Here is an 18,186-nt window from a genome sequence, read left to right as displayed (position 1 = left end):
TGTCAGGCGGTCGCGCTGGCGCTGTCAGCTCCGGGAGCGGTGGACGACGTCACCCAGGTCTCGTCGATCAACGGCAACGGGACCTCCCCGGCCGCGATACGGGCGAGAGCTTCCCGACCGGCCGCGACGTCGAGCGCATCCTCGGCGCGCTCGAATGCCTCGGCGACATCAGCCGGGACTATGGCGGCCAACCGCTGCCCACGGTCCCTCACATAGGTGATCTCACCCGTGACGTGAACCCGATTGACGAGCCGCGAAAGGCCGCTTCGTACCTCGGCGATTGAAAGCTCGGCAGGAGACCAGCTCATTCCTTCATTCTGCCGGGTCGTCCGCGTCCGGGCGCGCACAAACCGACATCGCTCGGGCCGGGGTCGGAACGTTCAAGCTGGCTAGGGTTGCCGGCAGAGCACGCCGAGCCCGGGTGCTCGCCAAAGGCGGAGGTGGACGTGGTCGTCGGGCGGGAGATCGACCGGCTGGACGACAGGCGCTGGCGGGTGGCCGAGCGGGTCGGCGACGCCGTGCTCCGCCGGTTCCCGGCCGACGTGCTCGCGGTCGCGGTGCACGGCCCGCTGGCGCACGGCGACGACGACGGCGGCGGGGACGACGAGGTGGGGCTGCTGGTCGCCACCTACCGGCCCGGCGCCGGGCCGCCACCGGCCACCCGCCGGGTGGACGGGGTGCTTGTCGACCTGACCGTGACCGGGGCGGACGACCACCTGCGGCGGGCCACCACCATCACGGCGGGCTGGCCGCTTGCCGCCGACCGCTACGTCACCACCTGCGCCCTGCACGACCCGACCGGCTGGCTGCGACGGCTCCGCGACGAGCACCTGGCCCGGCTGGCCCGGGCCCGGCCGACCGAGTTCACCGCGGCCGCCCGGCAGGCGTGGTACCGGGGCAGCGCCGCGCACGCCCGCGCGCTGCGGCTGGCCGAGTGGTACGAGACCGACCAGGCGCTGCTGATGCTCGGCGAGGCCCGGCTGGCGGCGGCCACCGTGCAGGGGTTGTTCAGCCGCACCTACTTCCGCGACCCCGGCGACGCGGTGCGGCGCACCGGGCTGGCCGGGGCGGACATGACCGAGGTGGGCACGACGCTGGGCCGCCAGGCCGAGGAGCTGGCCGCCCGGGGCCGGCCGGTCGACGGCACGGTGGACGACCTGCTCGACGGCTGAGGCCGGTCAGCCCAGGCCGCCGCCGACACCGATCAGCGCGCCGATCAGATAGGTCGCGCCGGCGGCCAGCGCGCCGAGCAGCAACTGCCGCAGGCCGCTGGTCCACCAGGACCGGTAGGTGAACCGGGCCACGATCGCACCGGCGAGGAAGAGCCCCACCCCGCCGACGCCCAGCGCCAGCCAGAGGCTGGTGAAGCCGAGCAGGTACGGCAGCAGCGGCACCAACGCGCCGACCGAGAAGCAGACGAACGACGAGATCGCCGCCGCCCACGGGCTGGGCTGGTCGTCCGGGTCGACGCCCAGCTCCTCCCGGACGTGGACGCGCAGCGCCTCCTCCGGGTTGCGCCGGACCGCCTCGGCGACCTGGGTGGCCAGATCACGGGGCAGGCCGCGGGCGACCCACGCGTCGGCCAGCTCGCGGGCCTCCGCCTCCGGGTGCCGTTCCAGCTCGCGCCGCTCCTTGGCCACCTCGGCGGCCACCTGCTCGTTGGCGGACCGGACGCTGGTGTATTCGCCCAGGCCCATCGAGATCGCGCCGGCCACCAGGCCGGCCGTGCCGGTCAGCACCACGCTGCGCGGGGACACCCCGCCGCCGCCGACACCGGCGATCAGCGCGATGTTGGTGACCAGACCGTCCATCGCGCCGAACACCGCCGGCCGCAGCCAGCCGCCGGACACGTCCGCGTGGTGCGCCTCGCGCAGCCTCGCCGGGGTCTCGGTCACGGCAGCGTCAGGATCTCGTAGCCGTCGTCGGTCACGACGATGGTGTGCTCGAACTGCGCCGTCCACTTCCGGTCCTTGGTGACCACGGTCCAGCCGTCGTCCCACATGTCGTACTGGTAGGTGCCGATGGTGATCATCGGCTCGACGGTGAACGTCATGCCGGGCTCCATCACGTCGGTGGGACGTGGGCTGTCGTAGTGCGGCACGTAGAGACCGCTGTGGAACGCCTCGCCGATGCCGTGCCCGGTGAAGTCGCGGACCACGCCGTAGCCGAACCGCTTGGCGTACGACTCGATCACCCGCCCGATGACGTTGATCTGGCGGCCCGGCGCGATCGCCTTGATGCCGCGCATCATCGCGTTGTGGGTCCGCTCGACAAGCAGCCGGGCCTCCTCGCTCACCTCGCCCACGCAGAAGGTGGCGTCGGTGTCCCCGTGCACCCCGTCGAGGTACGCGGTCACGTCGACGTTGATGATGTCGCCGTCGTGCAGCACCGTCGAGTCGGGGATGCCGTGGCAGATCACCTCGTTGAGGCTGGTGCAGCACGACTTGGGGAAGCCCCGGTAGCCGAGCGTCGACGGATAGGCGCTGTGGTCGCAGAGGAACTCGTGCACCACCCGGTCGATCTCGTCGGTGGTCACCCCGGGCTTGCAGTGCTCGCCGGCGAGCTGGGTGGCCCGGGCCGCGAGCCGGCCGGCCACCCGCATCTTCTCGATGGTCTCCGGCGTCTGCACGTGCGAGCCGCGCCACTCCTGCGGGCGCTTCTTGCCCACGTACTCCGGGCGCGGGATGTGGGCGGGAACCGCTCGCCATGGGGAGAGCGTGCCGGGGGTCAGCGGCGCACGGACGGTCATGCCCTCAGCCTATCGCCGGCCCCCGTCGTGACCCCCGCCACGGCCCCGCCGAGCAGGTTGTTGCCGCGGCGCAAACGCTGTGCCATTGTTGCTGCGTGGATCAAGGGGGCGCACCGCCCGTCTTCTCCGTGAGTGCGGAGGGTGACGGCGTCCGGTTGCACGTCCAGGTCACCGGCGAGGTCGACATGGCGACCGCCGACACCATGTTCCAGACCGCGCTGCGCGAGCCGGCCAAGCAGCTCACCCTCGACCTGCGGGCGGTCACCTTCTTCGACTCGGCCGCCATCCACGCCGTGGTCCGGCTCGCCCAGAAGTTTCCGGCCGCGCTCACCGTGCTGCCGTCCCGGCAGGTCCGGCGGGTCCTGGAGATCTCCGGCCTGGGCGAGCAGGACTGGCTGGCCGACGCCTGACTCAGGGCTGCTCCCCCGCGCCGTGTGCGAGCGGCGGCCCCGGCGCCGCCGGCGGCTGACGCGGCTCCGGCTCCGGTTCACCGGCGTCCCTGGTGGCGTCGGGGGCGAGGTTCCGCCGCAGGTCCTCGGCGTCCTGTTTGCTCACGCCGCTCGCCCGGATGGTGTTCACGGCGATGATGCTGACGTCGTTGGCCACGTTGACGCCGCCGATGCGCAGGCCGGCGCTGAGCGCCTCCTGGGCCCGGCGGATCGCGGTCAACGCCGCGCGTTGCGAGCGGGACGGCCGGTCGGACGACGGCGACCATTCCACGCCGACGTGCCGGACGGCCTCGGCGAGGTCGTCGACGGCCGCCGCGAGCGGTGCGGGGACCGGCTCGTCGCGGCGGAGCGCGGTCTCCAGGTTGAGGGCGAGGTCGCGGCTCTGCAGCAGGGACCGCATCATCAGCCCGGCGCCGTGCCGCCAGCCCTCCAGCGAGTTGTGGTTGTGCCATCGCAGCGGCGAGATGCGCACCACCTCGACGGCTGCCGACAGCGCCGTCTGGAGGTCCGAGGTGTCGACGCCGCGCAGCGTGTCGAGAGCCTGTTTGGCCGCCTCGGCGTCGCGCTCACGGGCGGCACCGGCCAGCCGTTCCAGTTGGCCGGCGATGTGCTCGAGCAGCGGCCGGCCGGCCCGCCGGATGCGGTGGATCGGGTGCAGGGGCAGCACCACCAGGGCGACCAGGATGCCCACCACGCCGCCGACGAGGCCGTCGACGAAGCGCGGCAGCGCGAGGCTCGTGTTGGCCGGCGAGAGCACGGCGATCACCATGGCGCTGCCGCCCACCTGGGTCACGAACGAGCCCTCGCCACTCAGCAGCACGGCGAACAGGATCGACACGGCCACGATGACGCCGATCTGCACGTGCCCCTGCCCGACCCAGGAGACGAGCAGATCACCCAGGGTGATCCCGACCGCCACGCCGGCGACCAGGAACAGCGTCCGGCGGAAGCGCTGCCCCACCGAGCTGGCGATGGTGCCGACCGCCACGGCGGGCGCGAACAGAGGCTGCGGATTGTCCAGGAGGTCGTTGGCGATCCACCACGCGCCGGCCGCGGCCACCCCCGACTGGACGGCCACGAGCAGGCTCAGCCTGAGTCGGACCAGCCGGTCGTGGGCGGTGGCGGAGCCGGTACGCCGGACCGTCGCCCAGGCCGCGCCGACCGGATCGTGGGTGCGACGCCGATTCGCGCTCACCCCGATCCTCGTCTCACCACCGACACGCTACGGCCTGCCGTCCTCTCATCCCGGTGAAAAGCGGGATCGAACGGGCCCGCGGACCCGACATGTCTCGGCCGGCACGGGGTACGCACCCGCGTCCTCGACACGGGAGCGGTGACCGGGTGGCCATGATCGAGTTGCGGGTGCACGGGGTGGGCGGTCGCAGCTCCGACCGGATCCTCGGTGAACGTTCGGCCCACCTCGTCGCCGGTGACGCCGAGGCGGGCTTCTACCGGCCGGGAGCCGCGCCGGAGGACCCGGAGCCGGACGGGACCGCGCGCCTGGAGGCGTACCGGTGGAACGGGCTGACCGGCGGCACGGCGGGACGGACGTTCTCGCTGGTGCTGCTGATGCCGTTCATGCTCGGCAACGTCGCGCTCTGGGCCCTGCCGTTGACCGGCCGGGCCGGCGCGCCGGCCCGGGCCGTGGTCCGGCTGCTGTCCGTCTCGCTGACCATGATGTACGTGCTGGCGGTGGTCGGCGTGGCGCTCGATCTGGTCGCCTGGCAGTGCCTGAGCTATCCGCGCTGCTACGAGAACCGCCGCTTCGTCTCCTGGCTGGCCGGGCTGCCCGCCGGCTGGGAACTCGCCATCCTCGCCCTGGTCCCGCTGGCGGCGATCGCCGGGCTGTGGCGCCTGGGCCGCCGGACGTGGCAGCTTCCGGAGACCCGGGCGCCCGACGGCGGCGACTCCGAGATCGAGAGCCTCGACGACCCGGCGTTCTGGGACAACCGCAGCCTCGTGCGGCACCTGCGCGCCGTGCACCTGGCGGCGGCCCTGGGGACGCTCGACGTCGCGGTGCTCAGCGCGCTGGTGCCGCACGACCGCCGGCTCACCGGCTATCTCCTGTTCGCCGCCGTGCTGGCGGTGACCGCGGTCGCGTTGGTCGTCTGCTGCCTGCCCGGGATCGAACGTCGCACCAGCACGCCCCGCTTCGCCACCGCGACCCGCGCGCTGGCCCGCGCGTCAGGGATCCTCACCGCGGCCGTGCTCGCCTACTCGCTCGTACCCCGCAGTTCCTGGGCCGCCGCGGACAACCTGCCCGGCTACGACGTGCTCGTCGCCGTCGTCTACGTGAGCCAGATGGTGCTGCTCACCGCGTTGGTCGCGCTGGTCGTCGTGACCCGCCGGCACCACGTCGCCGGCCCCACCGTCCTGCGCGGACTCGCGGCGCCGGTGCTCATCCTCATCGCGATCGGGTTCGCGGTCTCCTACTCCTCGGGCGTGGTCTACCTCTCCGCCGACTACCTCGACCGAGGGTCCAGCCCCACGCCCGCCCGTCCGACGCCGCCGGGCGCGCCGCCCCTGACCCCGCCGGTGGCCTTCCGCTGGGCGGCCCTGGGGTTCTTCCTGGCGGTGATCCTCGCGGCGGTCGTCGTCCTGACCCGCCGACTGTGGCGGCGGTCGGCCCGTCGGGCCGACGCCATGCGGCTCGTGCGGGCCGAGTACGCCGAGACGGACGAGGCTCCCCCGGCCCGGGTGCACGCCGCACGCGACGCGATCGTCTCGGCGCAGCTCGCCGACAAGCTCGGGCCGCTGGCGCCGGCCGCGTACGCCACCCTGGCGACCATCTCGCTCGGCGCCGCCGGATCGGCGATCCTGCACGACGGTCCCGGCGACCTGGCCCGCCGGCTCGTCGGCGAGTCACTCGCCCGGCCGGTCATCTTCGTCACCGACACCGGCGCCTATCTGATCGGCGCCTTCGCCCTCCTGCTGGGCGTCTTCGGACTGTTCGCCTACCGGTCCAGAGGCATCCGCCTGATCGGCATCCTGTGGGAACTGGCGACCTTCTGGCCCCGGGGCGCCCATCCGCTCGCCGCGCCCTGCTACTCGGAACGGGCGGTGCCCGACCTCACCCGACGGGTCCGGTACCTCGTCGCCGCCGGGCACACCGTCGTGCTGGCCGGTCAGAGTCACGGCAGCGTGCTGGCGGCGGTGACCGCGCGGCAACTGCCGGCGTCCGCGCGTTCCCGGGTCGCGCTGCTCACCTTCGCGTCCCCGCTGCGCCGGCTCTACGCCCGCGTGTTTCCCGCCTACGTCAACGACGCGATGCTGCGCCGCATCGGCGGGGACGTCGGATGGCGCTGGATCAACCTGTGGCGCCGGACCGACCCGGTCGGCGGGGTGATCTTCCCCCCGGACGGCGGGTCACCTGACGATCCCGCCGCCGGCGTCGACCGCCTGGTGCGCGACCCCGCGGGACTGACCGTCGCGCCCGGCGACACCGTGCCACCGCCTATCGAACGTCACCTGTTCCGCTTCGACGACACCTACCGCGCGGCCGTGCGCGACCTCGCCGCCCGGCTGCCCCGGGACGACTAGTCGGTCAGCCGGCGCCGCAGCGTCAGTTCGGTGCCGTCCCCGGTGCGGGTCACGCTCATCTCACCGAGCGCCTGGATCAGCGCCAGCCCGCGCCCGCGGAAACTCGACCCGCTGGACTCGCGCCACCGGCCGCTGTCCCGGATTGTGGCGGTGACCGTGCGGTCGGCGATGGTGACCTCGACCGCGATCGTCGGGTCGACCGGGTCGAGCGGGTGCTCGATCGCGTTGGCCGCGGCCTCCGAGATCGCCACCGTGAGGTCGAACAGGTCGGTCTCGCCGACCTCGTGGGCGACGAGGAAGTCCTCCAGGCGCTTGCGCAGCACGCTGAGTCGGGTCGGGTCGGCCGGCAGCCGCAGCGCGAACCGGTTCAGCTCGGCCGCCTCCAGCGCCAGCACCGCCACGTCGTCGTGCCGGTCCCGCCCGGCGACCCGCTCCATCACGGCGTCCACCAGGTCGGCCACGTGCTCGCCGCGCGCGCCCGCGTCGACCCGCAACTGGCGCAGGCCGGCGTCGACGCCCGACTCCCGGTCCTCGATCAGGCCGTCGGTGTAGAGCAGCAGCCGGCCGCCGGGGGCGAGTTCGCCCTCGACGGTCCGGTAGACGGTGCCCGGGATCGCCCCGACCGGCGGCCCGAGTGCCCGATCGTGCAGGAAGGCCACGTCGTCTCCTCGGATCAGCAGGGGCGAGGGGTGACCCGCGCTGGCGTACCGGAGCCGGCCGGTGCGCGGGGAGAAGTCGAGGCAGACCACGGTGGCGAAGGAGCCGCTGTCGGTGGAGTGGACCAGCCGGTCGAGGCGGGTCAGCGCCTCGCCCGGGTCGTAGCCCTCCAGCACGTACGCCCGCAGCGCGTTGCGGAGCTGGCCCATCGCGGCGGCCGCCCGCACACCCTTGCCGACCACGTCGCCGATGACCAGCACCAGTTCGTCGTCGGGCGTGCCGATCACGTCGTACCAGTCGCCGCCGACCTCGACGTCGGCGCTGCCGGGCAGGTAGCGGCTGGCCACCACCGCGCCGGGGAGCTGCGGCAGCGTACGCGGCAGCAGGCTGTGCTGGAGCGTGGTGGCGATCCGGTGTTCGGCCTCGTAGAGCTGGGCGTTCTCCAGCCGTACGCCGATCAGCCGGGCCAGCTCGGTCAGCGCCGCCTGCTCGGTGCCGCCGCCCTCGCGCCGCCACACCCGCAGCTCGCCGAGCTGCTCCCCGGCGGTGCCGGTGAGCGGCAGCACCACGGACGGCTCGGCCGGCAGGTCCCCGCCGGCGTCCTCCTCGTGGCGGGCGCCGGTGGCGACGACCGTCACCCGGCCCGCCTCGGCCAGGTTGAGCGCGTGCCGTGCGGCCACCCGCACCACCTCGGTGGTGGAGCGGGCGGTGTTGATCGCGACGGCGGCGTCGGCGAGCGCCCGCAGCCGGCGGATGATCTGCCCGCGGAGCTGGCCCAGCTCGACGTTGGCCCGGACCCGGGCGACCAGCTCCTGGCTGGAGAAGGGCTTGGTGAGGTAGTCGTCCGCGCCGGCCGACAGACCGGCGACCTCCTCCGCGGCGCCGGCACGGGCGGAGAGCATGACGATCGGCACTCCCCGGGTGAGCGGGTTGCCGCGCAGCGCGGCGACCAGCCCGAAGCCGTCCAGCCGGGGCATCATCACATCGGTCAGCACCAGGTCGAACGGGCTGTCGACGGCCAGCCGCAGCGCCTCCACGCCGTCGCGCACGGCCACCACCTCGTACGCCGGGGAGAGCAACCGGCTGACGTGCTCGCGCAGGTCCGGGTTGTCGTCGGCGAGCAGGACGCGACCGGAGCCGCCCGGCGTGCCGGACGGCTCGGGCAGGCCGGTGGGGCGGGCCACCTCGTCGGTCCAGAGCGCCGTCTCGGCGACGTAGAGGCGGGCCTGCTCCGGCTCGGTCAGCGGCACCGGGGCGAGCGCGGACACCCGGTCGGCGGGCAGGTGCGCATAGCCGAACGGCACGGTCACGGTGAACGTGGTGCCCCGCTCGACGACGCTGCGCGCGGTCACCACACCGCCGTGCATCTCGACCAGCTCGCGGACCAGGGCGAGCCCGATGCCGGTGCCCTCGTGGGTGCGGGAGCGGGCGCCGGCCACCCGGTGGAACCGCTCGAAGACCTGCGGCAGCTCCTCCGGCGCGATGCCGACCCCGGTGTCGGTGACCTCCAGCACGGCCGCTCCGTCGCCGGGGCGCACCCGGACCCGGATCTCGCCGTCGAAGGTGAACTTCACCGCGTTCGACACCAGGTTGAGGACGATCTTCTCCCACATGTCCCGGTCGACGTAGACCGGCGCCGGCAGCGGCGGGCAGTCGACCACCAGGCGCAGCCCGGCCCGCTCGGTGGCCGAGCGGAACGTGCTGGCCAGCCGGGCGGTGTAGTCGGACAGGTCGGTGGGCTGGAAGCGGGCGGCCAGCCGGCCGGACTCCAGCCGGGAGAAGTCGAGCACGGTGTTGACCAGCTTGAGCAGGCGCAGCCCGTTGCGGTGCATGACGGTCAGCCGGTCGAGGTAGCCCTCGGGCAGGTCCCGGTCGGCGAGCAGGTCCTCCAGCGGCCCGAGGACCAGGGTGAGCGGGGTGCGGAACTCGTGGCTGACGTTGGCGAAGAAGTTGGTCTTGGCCCGGTCCAGCGCGGCCAGTTCGGCGACCCGGGCCCGCTCCTGCTCGGCCGCCCGCTGCTTGCTCACGGCGCGGGAGACCTGCGCGGCGACGAGGTCGACGAAGTCCCGGTAGTCGTCGCCGAACGGCAGCCGGCGGGACACGCCGAGCAACAGCGCGCCGGCCGGCTCGTTGGTGGCGGTCAGCGGCAGCAGCAGCGCCTGGTCGGCGGCGTCCGCCGGCACCGGGCCGGGCAGGTCGGCGGTGGCGACCCAGCGGGGCGCGGTCAGCGGCTCGCCGGCGGGCAGGCCGGGCCAGCCGGCGACCACTGCCGGATCGACGCCGGCGCAGCCGGCCAGCGCCGGGACGCCGTCGGTGTCGTGGAGCCACATCGCGTTGAACGGCACGTCGGCGCGGTGCGCGTCGAGCACCCGGGCCACCGCCCGGCCCAGTTCGAGCGTGTTGGGCACGTCGCCCAGCTCGTCGCCCAGCTCGGCCAGGGTCCGCAACCGGCGTTCGCCGAGCACCCGGCCGGTGGTCTCGTTGACGAAGCAGAAGATCCCGTTGACGGTGCCGTCGGCCTCGCGGATCGGGTCGTACGAGACGTCGAAGTAGACGTCCTCCAGGAAGCCGTGCCTGTTGATCACGAACGGATGGTTCTCGCCCCGGTAGGGGACGCCGGTGCGGCGCACCCCGTCGAGCAGCGGACCGAGCACGTCCCAGGTCTCGGCCCAGTGCAGCCGGGCGGACTGCCCGATCACGGCCGGGTGCTTGTCGCCGATGGTCGGCCGGTAGGCGTCGTTGTAGAACGCCAGGTGCTCCTCGCCCCAGAACACCACCATCTGGGCTCGGGACGCCAGCATGGTGCTCACCGCGTGGCAGAGCGCGGCCGGCCAGCCGTGCGGGTGGCCGAGGCGGGTCGCGGACCAGTCGAAGCCGCGCAGCCGCTCGCCCATCTCACCGCCGGCGGCGAACGCGGCGGTCAGCAACGGTGGCAGTGACGACGCGCCGGCCGCCGGGAACGATCGACCGACGTCCCCGCCCCCCTGGGCCGAGCCCATGCAGCCTCCCGCTCCGGCCAAGTCCACGACGGCCGGCGCGACCACGCCGACCGTCCCCGCCTACTACCCCGGCGAACGAGCAACGTAACGCACGCGGCCCGGTGGACGCTGGTTACCTCCGCCTCATCCTGTCGTAACCCCGGGGCTGGTGCGAGCCGGCCGGGGGCGAGCCGGCCGGGACGGCGGATCGGCGGTCTGTGATCTGCGCGACATCGCCGCCCGGACCAGCGCGGCGACCGGTCGCGGATCGACCTCGTTCTCCGGGTGCCACTGCACGCCGAGCACGAAGCGTCGCGCCGGGTCCTCCACCGCCTCCACCACCCGGTCGTCGGCGAGGCCGGTGACCGCCAGGCCGCCGGGGTCGGCCACCGCCTGGTGATGGTACGAGTTGACCCGGTCCACCCCGGCCATCACGCGCCCGGCCAGGCTGCCGTCGGTGAAGCGCACCGGGTGCGAGCCGTAGACGCCCGGCGCCGGGCGGTGCCCGTCGTGCCCGACCACGTCCGGCAGGTGCTGGTGCAGCGTGCCGCCGTAGGCGACCGCGAGCAACTGCATGCCCCGGCACACGCCGAGCACCGGCAGGTCGGCCGCGAGCGCGGCGGTGAGCAGCGCCAGCTCGCCGGCGTCCCGCTCCGGCCGGGCCTCGGTGCGCGGGTCGGGCGGCTGGCCGTACCGCTCCGGGCCGACGTCCGCGCCGCCGGCCAGCAGCAGCCCGTCCAGCAGCTCCAGCACGTCGGCGTCGGTGTCGTCCGGGGGCAGCACCACGGCCCGACCGCCGGCCGCGGCGACGGCCCGGACGTACGCGTGCGGCACCAGCGTCGCCGGCACGTCCCGCCACACCGCCCAGCCGGCCGGCTCGACGTACGCGGTGATGCCGATCACCGGCCGTCGACTCACAGCGCCGGCCTGGTTCGCGACTGCGGGGCTCGCAACCCCGGCTCACTCCCCGCGCTCACAGCGGAGTCACGTACGCCCCGGTGATGCCGCCGTCGACGACGAACTGCGCGGCGGTCATGAAGGAGGCGTCGTCGCTGGCCAGGAACGCCACCGCGGCGGCGATCTCGGTCGGGTCGCCGAACCGGCCCATCGGCACGTGCACCAACCGCCGGGCGGCCCGCTCCGGATCCTTGGCGAACAGCTCCAGCAGCAGCGGGGTGGCGACCGGGCCGGGGCAGAGCGCGTTGACCCGGATGCCCTCGCGGGCGAACTGCACCCCCAGCTCCCGGGTCATCGCCAGCACCCCGCCCTTGCTCGCCGTGTACGCGATCTGCGACGTCGCGGCGCCCATCAGCGCCACGAACGACGCGGTGTTGATGATCGAGCCCTTGCCCTGCCGGCGCATGTGCGGGATGACGTGCTTGCAGCACAGGTAGACGCTCGTGGTGTTGACCCGCAGCACCCGTTCCCAGGCGTCCAGCCCGGTGTCCAGGATCGAGTCGTCGTCGGGCGGCGAGATGCCGGCGTTGTGGAAGGAGACGTCCACCCGGCCGTGGCGGGCCACCACGCCGTCGAAGAGGTCGCGGACCGCCGCCTCGTCGGCCACGTCGGTGGCGACGAACTCGCCGCCCACCTCCTCGGCCGCCCGGGCGCCGGCGTCGGCGTCGATGTCCACGCAGACCACCCGGGCCCCCTCGGCGGCGAAGCGCCGCACGGTGGCCAGCCCGATGCCGCTGCCCGCGCCGGTCACCACCGCCACCCGGTCGGAAAGTCGTCCCTGCACGGTGATCACTCCTCGGTGCCGATGAACACGTTCTTGACGTCGGTGAAAGCGTGCAGCGCGTCCGGGCCCAGCTCCCGGCCGAGGCCGGAGCGTTTCATCCCGCCGAACGGGGTCCAGTAGCGCACCGAGGAGTGCGAGTTGACGCTGAGGTTGCCCGCCTCGACCGCCCGGGCCACCCGGACGGCCCGGCCGACGTCGCGGGTCCAGATCGAGCCGGAGAGACCGTACTCGGTGTCGTTGGCGAGCCGGATCGCGTCCGCCTCGTCGTCGAACGGGAGCACCGAGACGACCGGGCCGAAGATCTCCTCGCGCCAGTGCCGGTCCGCCGGCGAGTCGGCGAGCAGCACGGTCGGGGCGTACCAGAAGCCGGGGCCGTCGGGGCGGGAGCCGGTGAACGCCACGTCGGCGCCGTCGACGTACCCGGCGACCCGGTCCCGGTGCCCGGCGGAGATCAGCGGGCCCATCTCGGCGGTCTCCCGGGCCGGGTCCTCCACCCGGAACGCCCGCACGGCCGGTTCGAGCAGTTCCAGGAAGCGGTCGTGGACCGAGCGTTGGACGAGGATGCGCGAGCGGGCGCAGCAGTCCTGGCCGGCGTTGTCGAAGACCGACGACGGCGCGGTGGCCGCCGCCTTCGCCAGGTCGGCGTCGGCGAACACGATGTTCGCCGACTTGCCGCCCAGCTCCAGCGTCACCCGTTTCACCTGCGCGGCGCAGCCGGCCATGATCCGGGTGCCGACCTCGGTGGAGCCGGTGAAGCAGACCTTGCGGACCGCCGGGTGGGTGACGAACCGTTCGCCCACCACGCTGCCCTGCCCGGGCAGCACGGTGAACACGCCCTCGGGTAGGCCGGCGTCGAGTGCCAGCTCGGCCAGGCGCAGCGCGGTCAGCGGGGTCAGCTCGGCCGGCTTGAGCAGCACCGTGTTGCCGGCGGCGAGCGCCGGCGCGAACCCCCAGCCGGCGATCGGCATCGGGAAGTTCCACGGCACGATCACGCCGACCACGCCCAGCGGCTCGTGGAACGTGACGTCGAGCCCGCCGGGCACCGGGATCTGCCGTCCGGTCAGCCGTTCCGGCGCGCCCGCGTAGTAGTCGAGCACGTCGCGGACGTTGCCTGCCTCCCAGCGCGCGTTGCCGACGGTGTGCCCGGCGTTGCGCACCTCGAGCTGCGCCAGCTCCTCCAGGTGCGCGTCCACCTCGGCGGCGAACCGTCGCAGCAGTCGGGCCCGGTCCCCCGGCGCCACCTTCCGCCACGTCTCGAACGCCGCCACGGCCCGCGCCACGGCCGCGTCCACGTCGGCCACGGAGGAGGCCGGGACCTCTCCGATGCCAGCCCCGTCGACCGGCGAGATAACCTCACCCACGCCGCCCCCCACGCTCCGCTAGAAGTGCTCTCACACGGATCTGCCTCGCCGGCCTTGTCGGTCGGCGTGTCGCGGCCGCCGAATCGAGTTGGCTTTCGAGCGATATACCTCAGAGTTATAGTTATGCCGCTGAGGCATACCGCTTCGCACTGGTCGTGTCTTCGTCGCGGTCACGCACAGCAACCGGCGGCGCGCCGCCGGCCGGCCCACGGGGTCAGAGGCGCTCGAAGCCACGCACCAGCTCCCAGTCCGTGACGGCGGCGTCGAAGGCGGACAGCTCGACGGCGCCGTAGTTGGCGTAGTGGGCGACCACCTCGTCACCGAACGCCTCCCGGGCCACCTGGGAGCCCCGCCAGAGGTCGAGCGCGTCGCGCAGCGTGGCGGGCACCCGCTCGGCGGACGGGTCGTCGTACGCGTTGCCGGTGCACTCGTCCGCCAGCTCCAGCTCGTGCTCGATGCCGTGCACCGCGCCGGCCACCAGCGCGGCGATCGCCAGGTAGGGATTCACGTCGGCGCCCGGCACCCGGTTCTCCACCCGCATCCCCTGCCCGTGCCCGACCAGCCGCAGCGCGCAGGTGCGGTTGTCGGTGCCCCAGCGCAACGCCGTCGGCGCGAACGAGCCGGGCTGGTACCGCTTGTAGGAGTTGATGTTCGGCGCGAACATCAGGCTGAACTCACGCATCGTGGCGAGCAGCCCGGCCAGCACCCGCTGCCCGGTCACGCTCAGGTGCGCCGGCCCGTCGCCGAGCATCGCCGACGAGCCGGAGGCGTCGCGCAGCGAGAAGTGGATGTGGCAGGAGTTGCCCTCCCGCGCGTTCGGCTTGGCCATGAACGTGATCGACATGCCCTCCTGGGCGGCGATCTCCTTCGCCCCGTTCTTGTAGACCACGTGGTGGTCGGCGCAGGCCACCGCCTCGTCGTAGCGGAACGCGATCTCGTGCTGGCCGAGGTTGCACTCGCCCTTCGCGCTCTCCGGGGTCAGCCCGGCGCCGGCCATCTCGGTGCGGATGCGGCGCAGCAGCGGCTCCACCCGGGCGGTGCCGAGCAGCGAGTAGTCGACGTTGTACTGGTTGGCCGGGGTCAGCTCGCGGTAGCCGCGCCGCCACGCGTCCTCGTACGAGTCGCGGTAGAGCACGAACTCCAGCTCGGTGCCCGCGTACGCGGTCAGCCCGTGCGCGGCCAGCCGGTCGAGCTGCCGGCGCAGGATCTGCCGGGGCGAGGCGACCACCGGGCCGGAGCCGTCCAGCCACTCCAGGTCGGCGAGCACCATCGCGGAGCCGGGCTGCCACGGCGTCCGGCGCAACGTGGCCAGGTCGGGGCGCATGGCGAAGTCGCCGTAGCCGCGCTCCCAGCTCGACATCGCGTAGCCGTCGACGGTGTTCATGTCCACGTCCACGGCGAGCAGGTAGTTGCAGCCCTCGCTGCCGTTCTCCACCACCTGGTCCAGGAAGAAGGGCGCGTGGATCCGCTTGCCCTGCAACCGGCCCTGCATGTCGGTGAGGGCGAGCACCACCGTGTCGATCTCGCCCTCGGCGACGGCGACCCGCAACTGCTCCAGGGAGAACGGCGTTCTACTCATCAGGGGGCCTCCATCACCAAGGTCTACTGGCAAACCGGATCACCGTCAATGCCCCGGTGCGACCGGCGGCGAAACTCCAGGAGCGCACATGCGTCGTCGGATCGTCGCGGCCGTCGCCGCCGTCCTCGCGATCGGGCTGGGCGCCACCGACGCCCGCGCCGACCGGCAACCCGTCCCCGACCCGACGCGACCGGCCACCGACCCGGCGCCGCAGCCGGACCTGGTCGACCTGCGCCCGGCCGGCTTCGAGCGGCACGTCGACAGGCGGCCGGCGCACGGCTACGACCTGGCGAACCCGCAGGTGGTCGCGACCGGGCTGGCGGCGCCCTGGGGGCTGGCGTTCCTGCCCGACGGCAGCGCCCTGGTCGCCCAGCGGGACCTGGGCACCATCCTGCGGATCCGTCCCGGCCGGCCGGCGCGGCAGGTGGCGCGCCTCGCCGACGTCGTCGCCGGTGGCGAGGCCGGCCTACTCGGGCTCGCCGTCTCCCCCACCTACCGTCGGGACGGCTGGGTCTACGCCGCGTACACCACCGCCGCCGACATCCGCGTGGTCCGGTTCCGGCTGGCCCCGACGCCGGTCCCGCAGGTGCTGCTCGGCGGCATCCCCCGGGCCGCCTCGCACGACGGCGGGCGGATCGCGTTCGGCCCGGACGGCATGCTCTACGCGGGCGTCGGTGACGCCGGGGTGCCCGCCCGGTCTCAGGACCTGACCAGCCGCAACGGCAAGATCCTGCGGATCCGCCCGGACGGCGGGGTGCCGGCGGACAACCCGTTCCCCGGCTCGCCTGTCTACAGCTACGGCCACCGCAACGTGCAGGGGCTCGCCTGGGACCGGCACGGCCGGCTGTTCGCCACCGAGTTCGGGCAGAGCACCTGGGACGAGGTGAACCGGATCGTGCCGGGCGGCAACTACGGCTGGCCGGTCGTGGAGGGCGTCGCCGGCGATCCCCGGTTCCGGGACCCGGTGGTCGTCTGGCCGCCCGCCCAGGCCTCACCGAGCGGCGCCGCGTTCGCCCGGGGCACGCTCTACGTCGCGGCGCTGCGGGGCGCCCGGCTCTGGGCGGTGCCCGTCGACGCCGCCGGCGATGTCGGCGTACCGGTGGCGGAGCTGGTCGGGACGTTCGGCCGCCTGCGTACCGTCGCGGTCGCCCCGGACGGCGCGCTCTGGGTGACCACCAGCAACCGCGACGGGCGCGGCACCCCGGCGGCCGACGACGACCGCATCCTCCGCTTCCCCCGCACCCACCCTCAACCCGGACCCTGACCCCGGGGGGGTACGCGGACAGCCGCCGGCCGGCGTCAGCCACGCGCCCGCGCCCAGGCCAGGAAGCGGTAATGCAGGTCCGGCACGTGGTCCGGGTTCAGCCGGGCAAGGTGTTCGGCCGCCTCGGCCATCAGCCCGCCGAGGTGGAGCAGCAGCCCGACGCGGTCACCCCGGAACTCGACGAGCAGCGACAGCCGCGCCGGCTGGCAGGGCCACTCCGCGCCACAGTTGCGGCACCGCCACAGCGGACGCGTCGGCACGTGCGGAATCCGCCGGCGACCGGTCACCGCAGCCGGCGGGCGATCGCCCGCGCCTCGTCGTCGGTGAGCGGCAGGAACCAGAGGAACCGCCGGACGATCTCGGGTGGCTCGGGTCCCTCGGCGCGGCCCCGCAGGTCGCGGATGGCGCCGCGCAGCAGGAAGGCCATCACCGGGATGAGAGCCGCCGGTTCGAGCTGGTGTCGGGGGATGTCGCGCAGCGCCGGGCAGGGCCAGGGCTCTCCGCAGCGTTCACAGTCCCAGGTCGGGTGGTAGCCGAGGTGTCCGCTGACGGTGATCACGCCGCCCAGGCCGGTGTTCGTCCGCCACTTGTGCACGTCAGGCTCCTCGTCGTCGGTGGAGAGGGCCGCCCGGTCTCGCGTCGGGACCGGGCGGCCCCGGGCTGGAACCCGCCCGCGCTCGGTAGCAGCGAGCGGATCCGCACACATGACAGTCTGCTGATCAGGCCGTTACGGTCGGAAGGCATCGAGCCTGGTCACGGCGCACCTTCGAAGAGGCGGTACCAGCGGTGGATGCCGAAGGAAGATCACTCGTGAACTGTGGAGGATCTGTGGAGGAGCCGACAGCGAGCCTCATCCGAACTCAGCTCCGGCGGATGCGCTCCGCCTCCGGCCTCACCCAGGAGGACTTCGGCCGGCTGGTGCACTACTCCGCGTCCATGGTCTCGGCGGTGGAAACCGGCACCCGTCCCCTGGACCGGGCGTTTCTGGCTCGCGCCGACGAGGTGCTGAAGACCGGCGACCTCCTGACGTCGCTGCTGCGCATGGCTGAGCGCGAAAGCCAGCCCTCATGGTTCAGGCCGTGGTTGGAGGCGGAGCGCTCGGCTCGGCAACTCCGGTATTTCAATCCGTGCCTGATTCCTGGCCTGCTACAGACGGAGAACTACGCCCGCACGGTGCTGCGATTCGACACCACCAGGCCGCATGAGGAGGTGGAAAGGCAGGTAGCGGCGAGGATGGCGCGACAGGAGATCCTCACCCGCGACTGTCCCCCGCTCGTCATCGCCGTCACTGACGAGTCCTCGCTCCGCCGCCGAGACGCCGTCATGGCCGAACAACTCGCGCACCTGGTGCAGATGGCTGATCTGCCCCACATTCAACTGCACATCATTCCGGCCGATGCCGGTCTTCACGTCGGCCTGTCCGGGCCGCTGGCCCTGGCGCATCTGGCCGAGGGTGGCTGGGTGGGACACATGGAGAATCAGCTCGCCGGCTCGGCCGTGGACGACGAGGATGCGACGTCAACGCTCCTGGCACGGTGGGAAGGGGTGCGCAGCGTAGCGTTGCCGCACGCCCTGTCAATCGCTCTGATCAAGGAAGTCGAGAGTCGGCATGGACCTCAGTAACGCGATCTGGAAGAAGTCCACCCGCAGTGGCACGAGCGGCGGCGACTGCGTGGAGGTCGCCGACAACCTGCCGGGCGTGGTGCTGATCCGCGACACCAAGGACCGCGACGGCGGCACCCTCCACGTCACCCCGGCATCGTGGCGGGCATTCGTCTCCCTGACCAAGCAGTCCGACCCCGTCGCCTGACCCACACCTTCCCCGTCGGTGGAACGCCATGGGTGTCTCACGGCCGGTTTGACACCCG

At 73.5% G+C, this 18,186-nt stretch carries 17 protein-coding genes; 6 read left to right on the top strand and 11 right to left on the bottom strand.

Going from position 1 to position 18,186, the window contains the following annotated elements:
- Window positions 1–2: 2 nt before the first annotated feature.
- Entirely contained in the window at window positions 3–308 is a 306-nt protein-coding gene (locus tag ACIA5A_RS06435; protein WP_396757039.1) for a type II toxin-antitoxin system Phd/YefM family antitoxin, read from the bottom strand.
- Between the two features lie 138 nt (window positions 309–446).
- On the opposite strand from ACIA5A_RS06435, the gene ACIA5A_RS06430 reads away from it, so the two are divergent.
- Entirely contained in the window at window positions 447–1,172 is a 726-nt protein-coding gene (locus ACIA5A_RS06430) for a nucleotidyltransferase domain-containing protein (RefSeq protein WP_396757037.1), read from the top strand.
- 6 nt (window positions 1,173–1,178) lie between these two features.
- On the opposite strand, the gene ACIA5A_RS06425 is transcribed toward ACIA5A_RS06430, so the two are convergent.
- Window positions 1,179–1,895 carry a VIT1/CCC1 transporter family protein gene (locus ACIA5A_RS06425; protein WP_396757035.1) on the bottom strand — a complete coding sequence of 239 codons (717 nt, stop codon included), beginning with the start codon at window positions 1,893–1,895 and terminating at the stop codon, window positions 1,179–1,181.
- Window positions 1,892–2,749, bottom strand: a complete 858-nt coding sequence (gene map / locus ACIA5A_RS06420) for a type I methionyl aminopeptidase (protein ID WP_396757033.1) — start codon at window positions 2,747–2,749, stop codon at window positions 1,892–1,894. The genes ACIA5A_RS06425 and map overlap by 4 nt, the downstream gene beginning before the upstream one ends.
- A gap of 95 nt (window positions 2,750–2,844) precedes the next feature.
- On the opposite strand from map, the gene ACIA5A_RS06415 reads away from it, so the two are divergent.
- The gene (locus ACIA5A_RS06415; RefSeq protein ID WP_396757031.1) at window positions 2,845–3,159 is read left to right on the top strand and encodes an STAS domain-containing protein; all 315 of its coding nucleotides are present in this window, start codon (window positions 2,845–2,847) and stop codon (window positions 3,157–3,159) included.
- A gap of 1 nt (window position 3,160) precedes the next feature.
- On the opposite strand, the gene ACIA5A_RS06410 is transcribed toward ACIA5A_RS06415, so the two are convergent.
- Complete coding sequence (locus tag ACIA5A_RS06410) at window positions 3,161–4,393, bottom strand: aromatic acid exporter family protein (RefSeq protein WP_396757030.1); 1,233 nt, start codon at window positions 4,391–4,393, stop codon at window positions 3,161–3,163.
- 146 nt (window positions 4,394–4,539) lie between these two features.
- Between ACIA5A_RS06410 and ACIA5A_RS06405 the strand changes: the two genes are divergently transcribed.
- Window positions 4,540–6,738, top strand: coding sequence for a hypothetical protein (locus tag ACIA5A_RS06405; RefSeq protein ID WP_396757028.1), 2,199 nt, complete (start codon window positions 4,540–4,542; stop codon window positions 6,736–6,738).
- Here ACIA5A_RS06405 and ACIA5A_RS06400 read toward each other — a convergent pair.
- The 5 genes from ACIA5A_RS06400 to ACIA5A_RS06380 form a co-directional block, all read right to left on the bottom strand.
- Window positions 6,735–10,394 carry a SpoIIE family protein phosphatase gene (locus tag ACIA5A_RS06400; RefSeq protein WP_396757026.1) on the bottom strand — a complete coding sequence of 1,220 codons (3,660 nt, stop codon included), beginning with the start codon at window positions 10,392–10,394 and terminating at the stop codon, window positions 6,735–6,737. The two genes, ACIA5A_RS06405 and ACIA5A_RS06400, sit on opposite strands and share 4 nt — an antisense overlap.
- Window positions 10,395–10,517: 123 nt before the next feature.
- Complete coding sequence (locus ACIA5A_RS06395) at window positions 10,518–11,291, bottom strand: gamma-glutamyl-gamma-aminobutyrate hydrolase family protein (protein ID WP_396757024.1); 774 nt, start codon at window positions 11,289–11,291, stop codon at window positions 10,518–10,520.
- Between the two features lie 55 nt (window positions 11,292–11,346).
- On the bottom strand, window positions 11,347–12,114 hold the full coding sequence (locus ACIA5A_RS06390) for a 3-oxoacyl-ACP reductase (protein WP_396757023.1): 768 nt from the start codon (window positions 12,112–12,114) through the stop codon (window positions 11,347–11,349).
- Window positions 12,115–12,119: 5 nt separating this feature from the next.
- Window positions 12,120–13,463 (bottom strand): aldehyde dehydrogenase family protein, encoded by a 1,344-nt coding sequence (locus ACIA5A_RS06385; RefSeq protein WP_396757094.1) that lies wholly within the window; start codon window positions 13,461–13,463, stop codon window positions 12,120–12,122.
- Window positions 13,464–13,689: 226 nt separating this feature from the next.
- Complete coding sequence (locus tag ACIA5A_RS06380) at window positions 13,690–15,054, bottom strand: glutamine synthetase family protein (RefSeq protein WP_396757021.1); 1,365 nt, start codon at window positions 15,052–15,054, stop codon at window positions 13,690–13,692.
- An 88-nt stretch (window positions 15,055–15,142) separates the two neighbouring features.
- On the opposite strand from ACIA5A_RS06380, the gene ACIA5A_RS06375 reads away from it, so the two are divergent.
- Complete coding sequence (locus tag ACIA5A_RS06375) at window positions 15,143–16,318, top strand: PQQ-dependent sugar dehydrogenase (RefSeq protein WP_396757019.1); 1,176 nt, start codon at window positions 15,143–15,145, stop codon at window positions 16,316–16,318.
- A 35-nt stretch (window positions 16,319–16,353) separates the two neighbouring features.
- Here ACIA5A_RS06375 and ACIA5A_RS06370 read toward each other — a convergent pair whose 3' ends face one another.
- Both ACIA5A_RS06370 and ACIA5A_RS06365 read right to left on the bottom strand, forming a co-directional pair.
- Entirely contained in the window at window positions 16,354–16,578 is a 225-nt protein-coding gene (locus ACIA5A_RS06370; RefSeq protein WP_396757017.1) for a flavin reductase, read from the bottom strand.
- Between the two features lie 23 nt (window positions 16,579–16,601).
- A complete protein-coding gene (locus ACIA5A_RS06365) occupies window positions 16,602–16,913 on the bottom strand; it encodes a hypothetical protein (RefSeq protein WP_396757015.1) in 312 nt (103 codons plus the stop codon).
- A gap of 233 nt (window positions 16,914–17,146) precedes the next feature.
- Between ACIA5A_RS06365 and ACIA5A_RS06360 the strand changes: the two genes are divergently transcribed.
- The gene (locus ACIA5A_RS06360; protein ID WP_396757013.1) at window positions 17,147–17,941 is read left to right on the top strand and encodes a helix-turn-helix domain-containing protein; all 795 of its coding nucleotides are present in this window, start codon (window positions 17,147–17,149) and stop codon (window positions 17,939–17,941) included.
- A complete protein-coding gene (locus ACIA5A_RS06355; RefSeq protein ID WP_396757011.1) occupies window positions 17,928–18,128 on the top strand; it encodes a DUF397 domain-containing protein in 201 nt (66 codons plus the stop codon). The genes ACIA5A_RS06360 and ACIA5A_RS06355 overlap by 14 nt, the downstream gene beginning before the upstream one ends.
- Window positions 18,129–18,186 lie beyond the last annotated feature (58 nt).

Source organism: Micromonospora sp. NPDC051300 (assembly GCF_044455315.1).
Taxonomy (GTDB): Bacteria; Actinomycetota; Actinomycetes; order Mycobacteriales; family Micromonosporaceae; genus Micromonospora; species Micromonospora robiginosa.
Note: the sequence above shows the minus strand (reverse complement) of the source record. Positions and strands in the feature narration are given on the sequence as shown.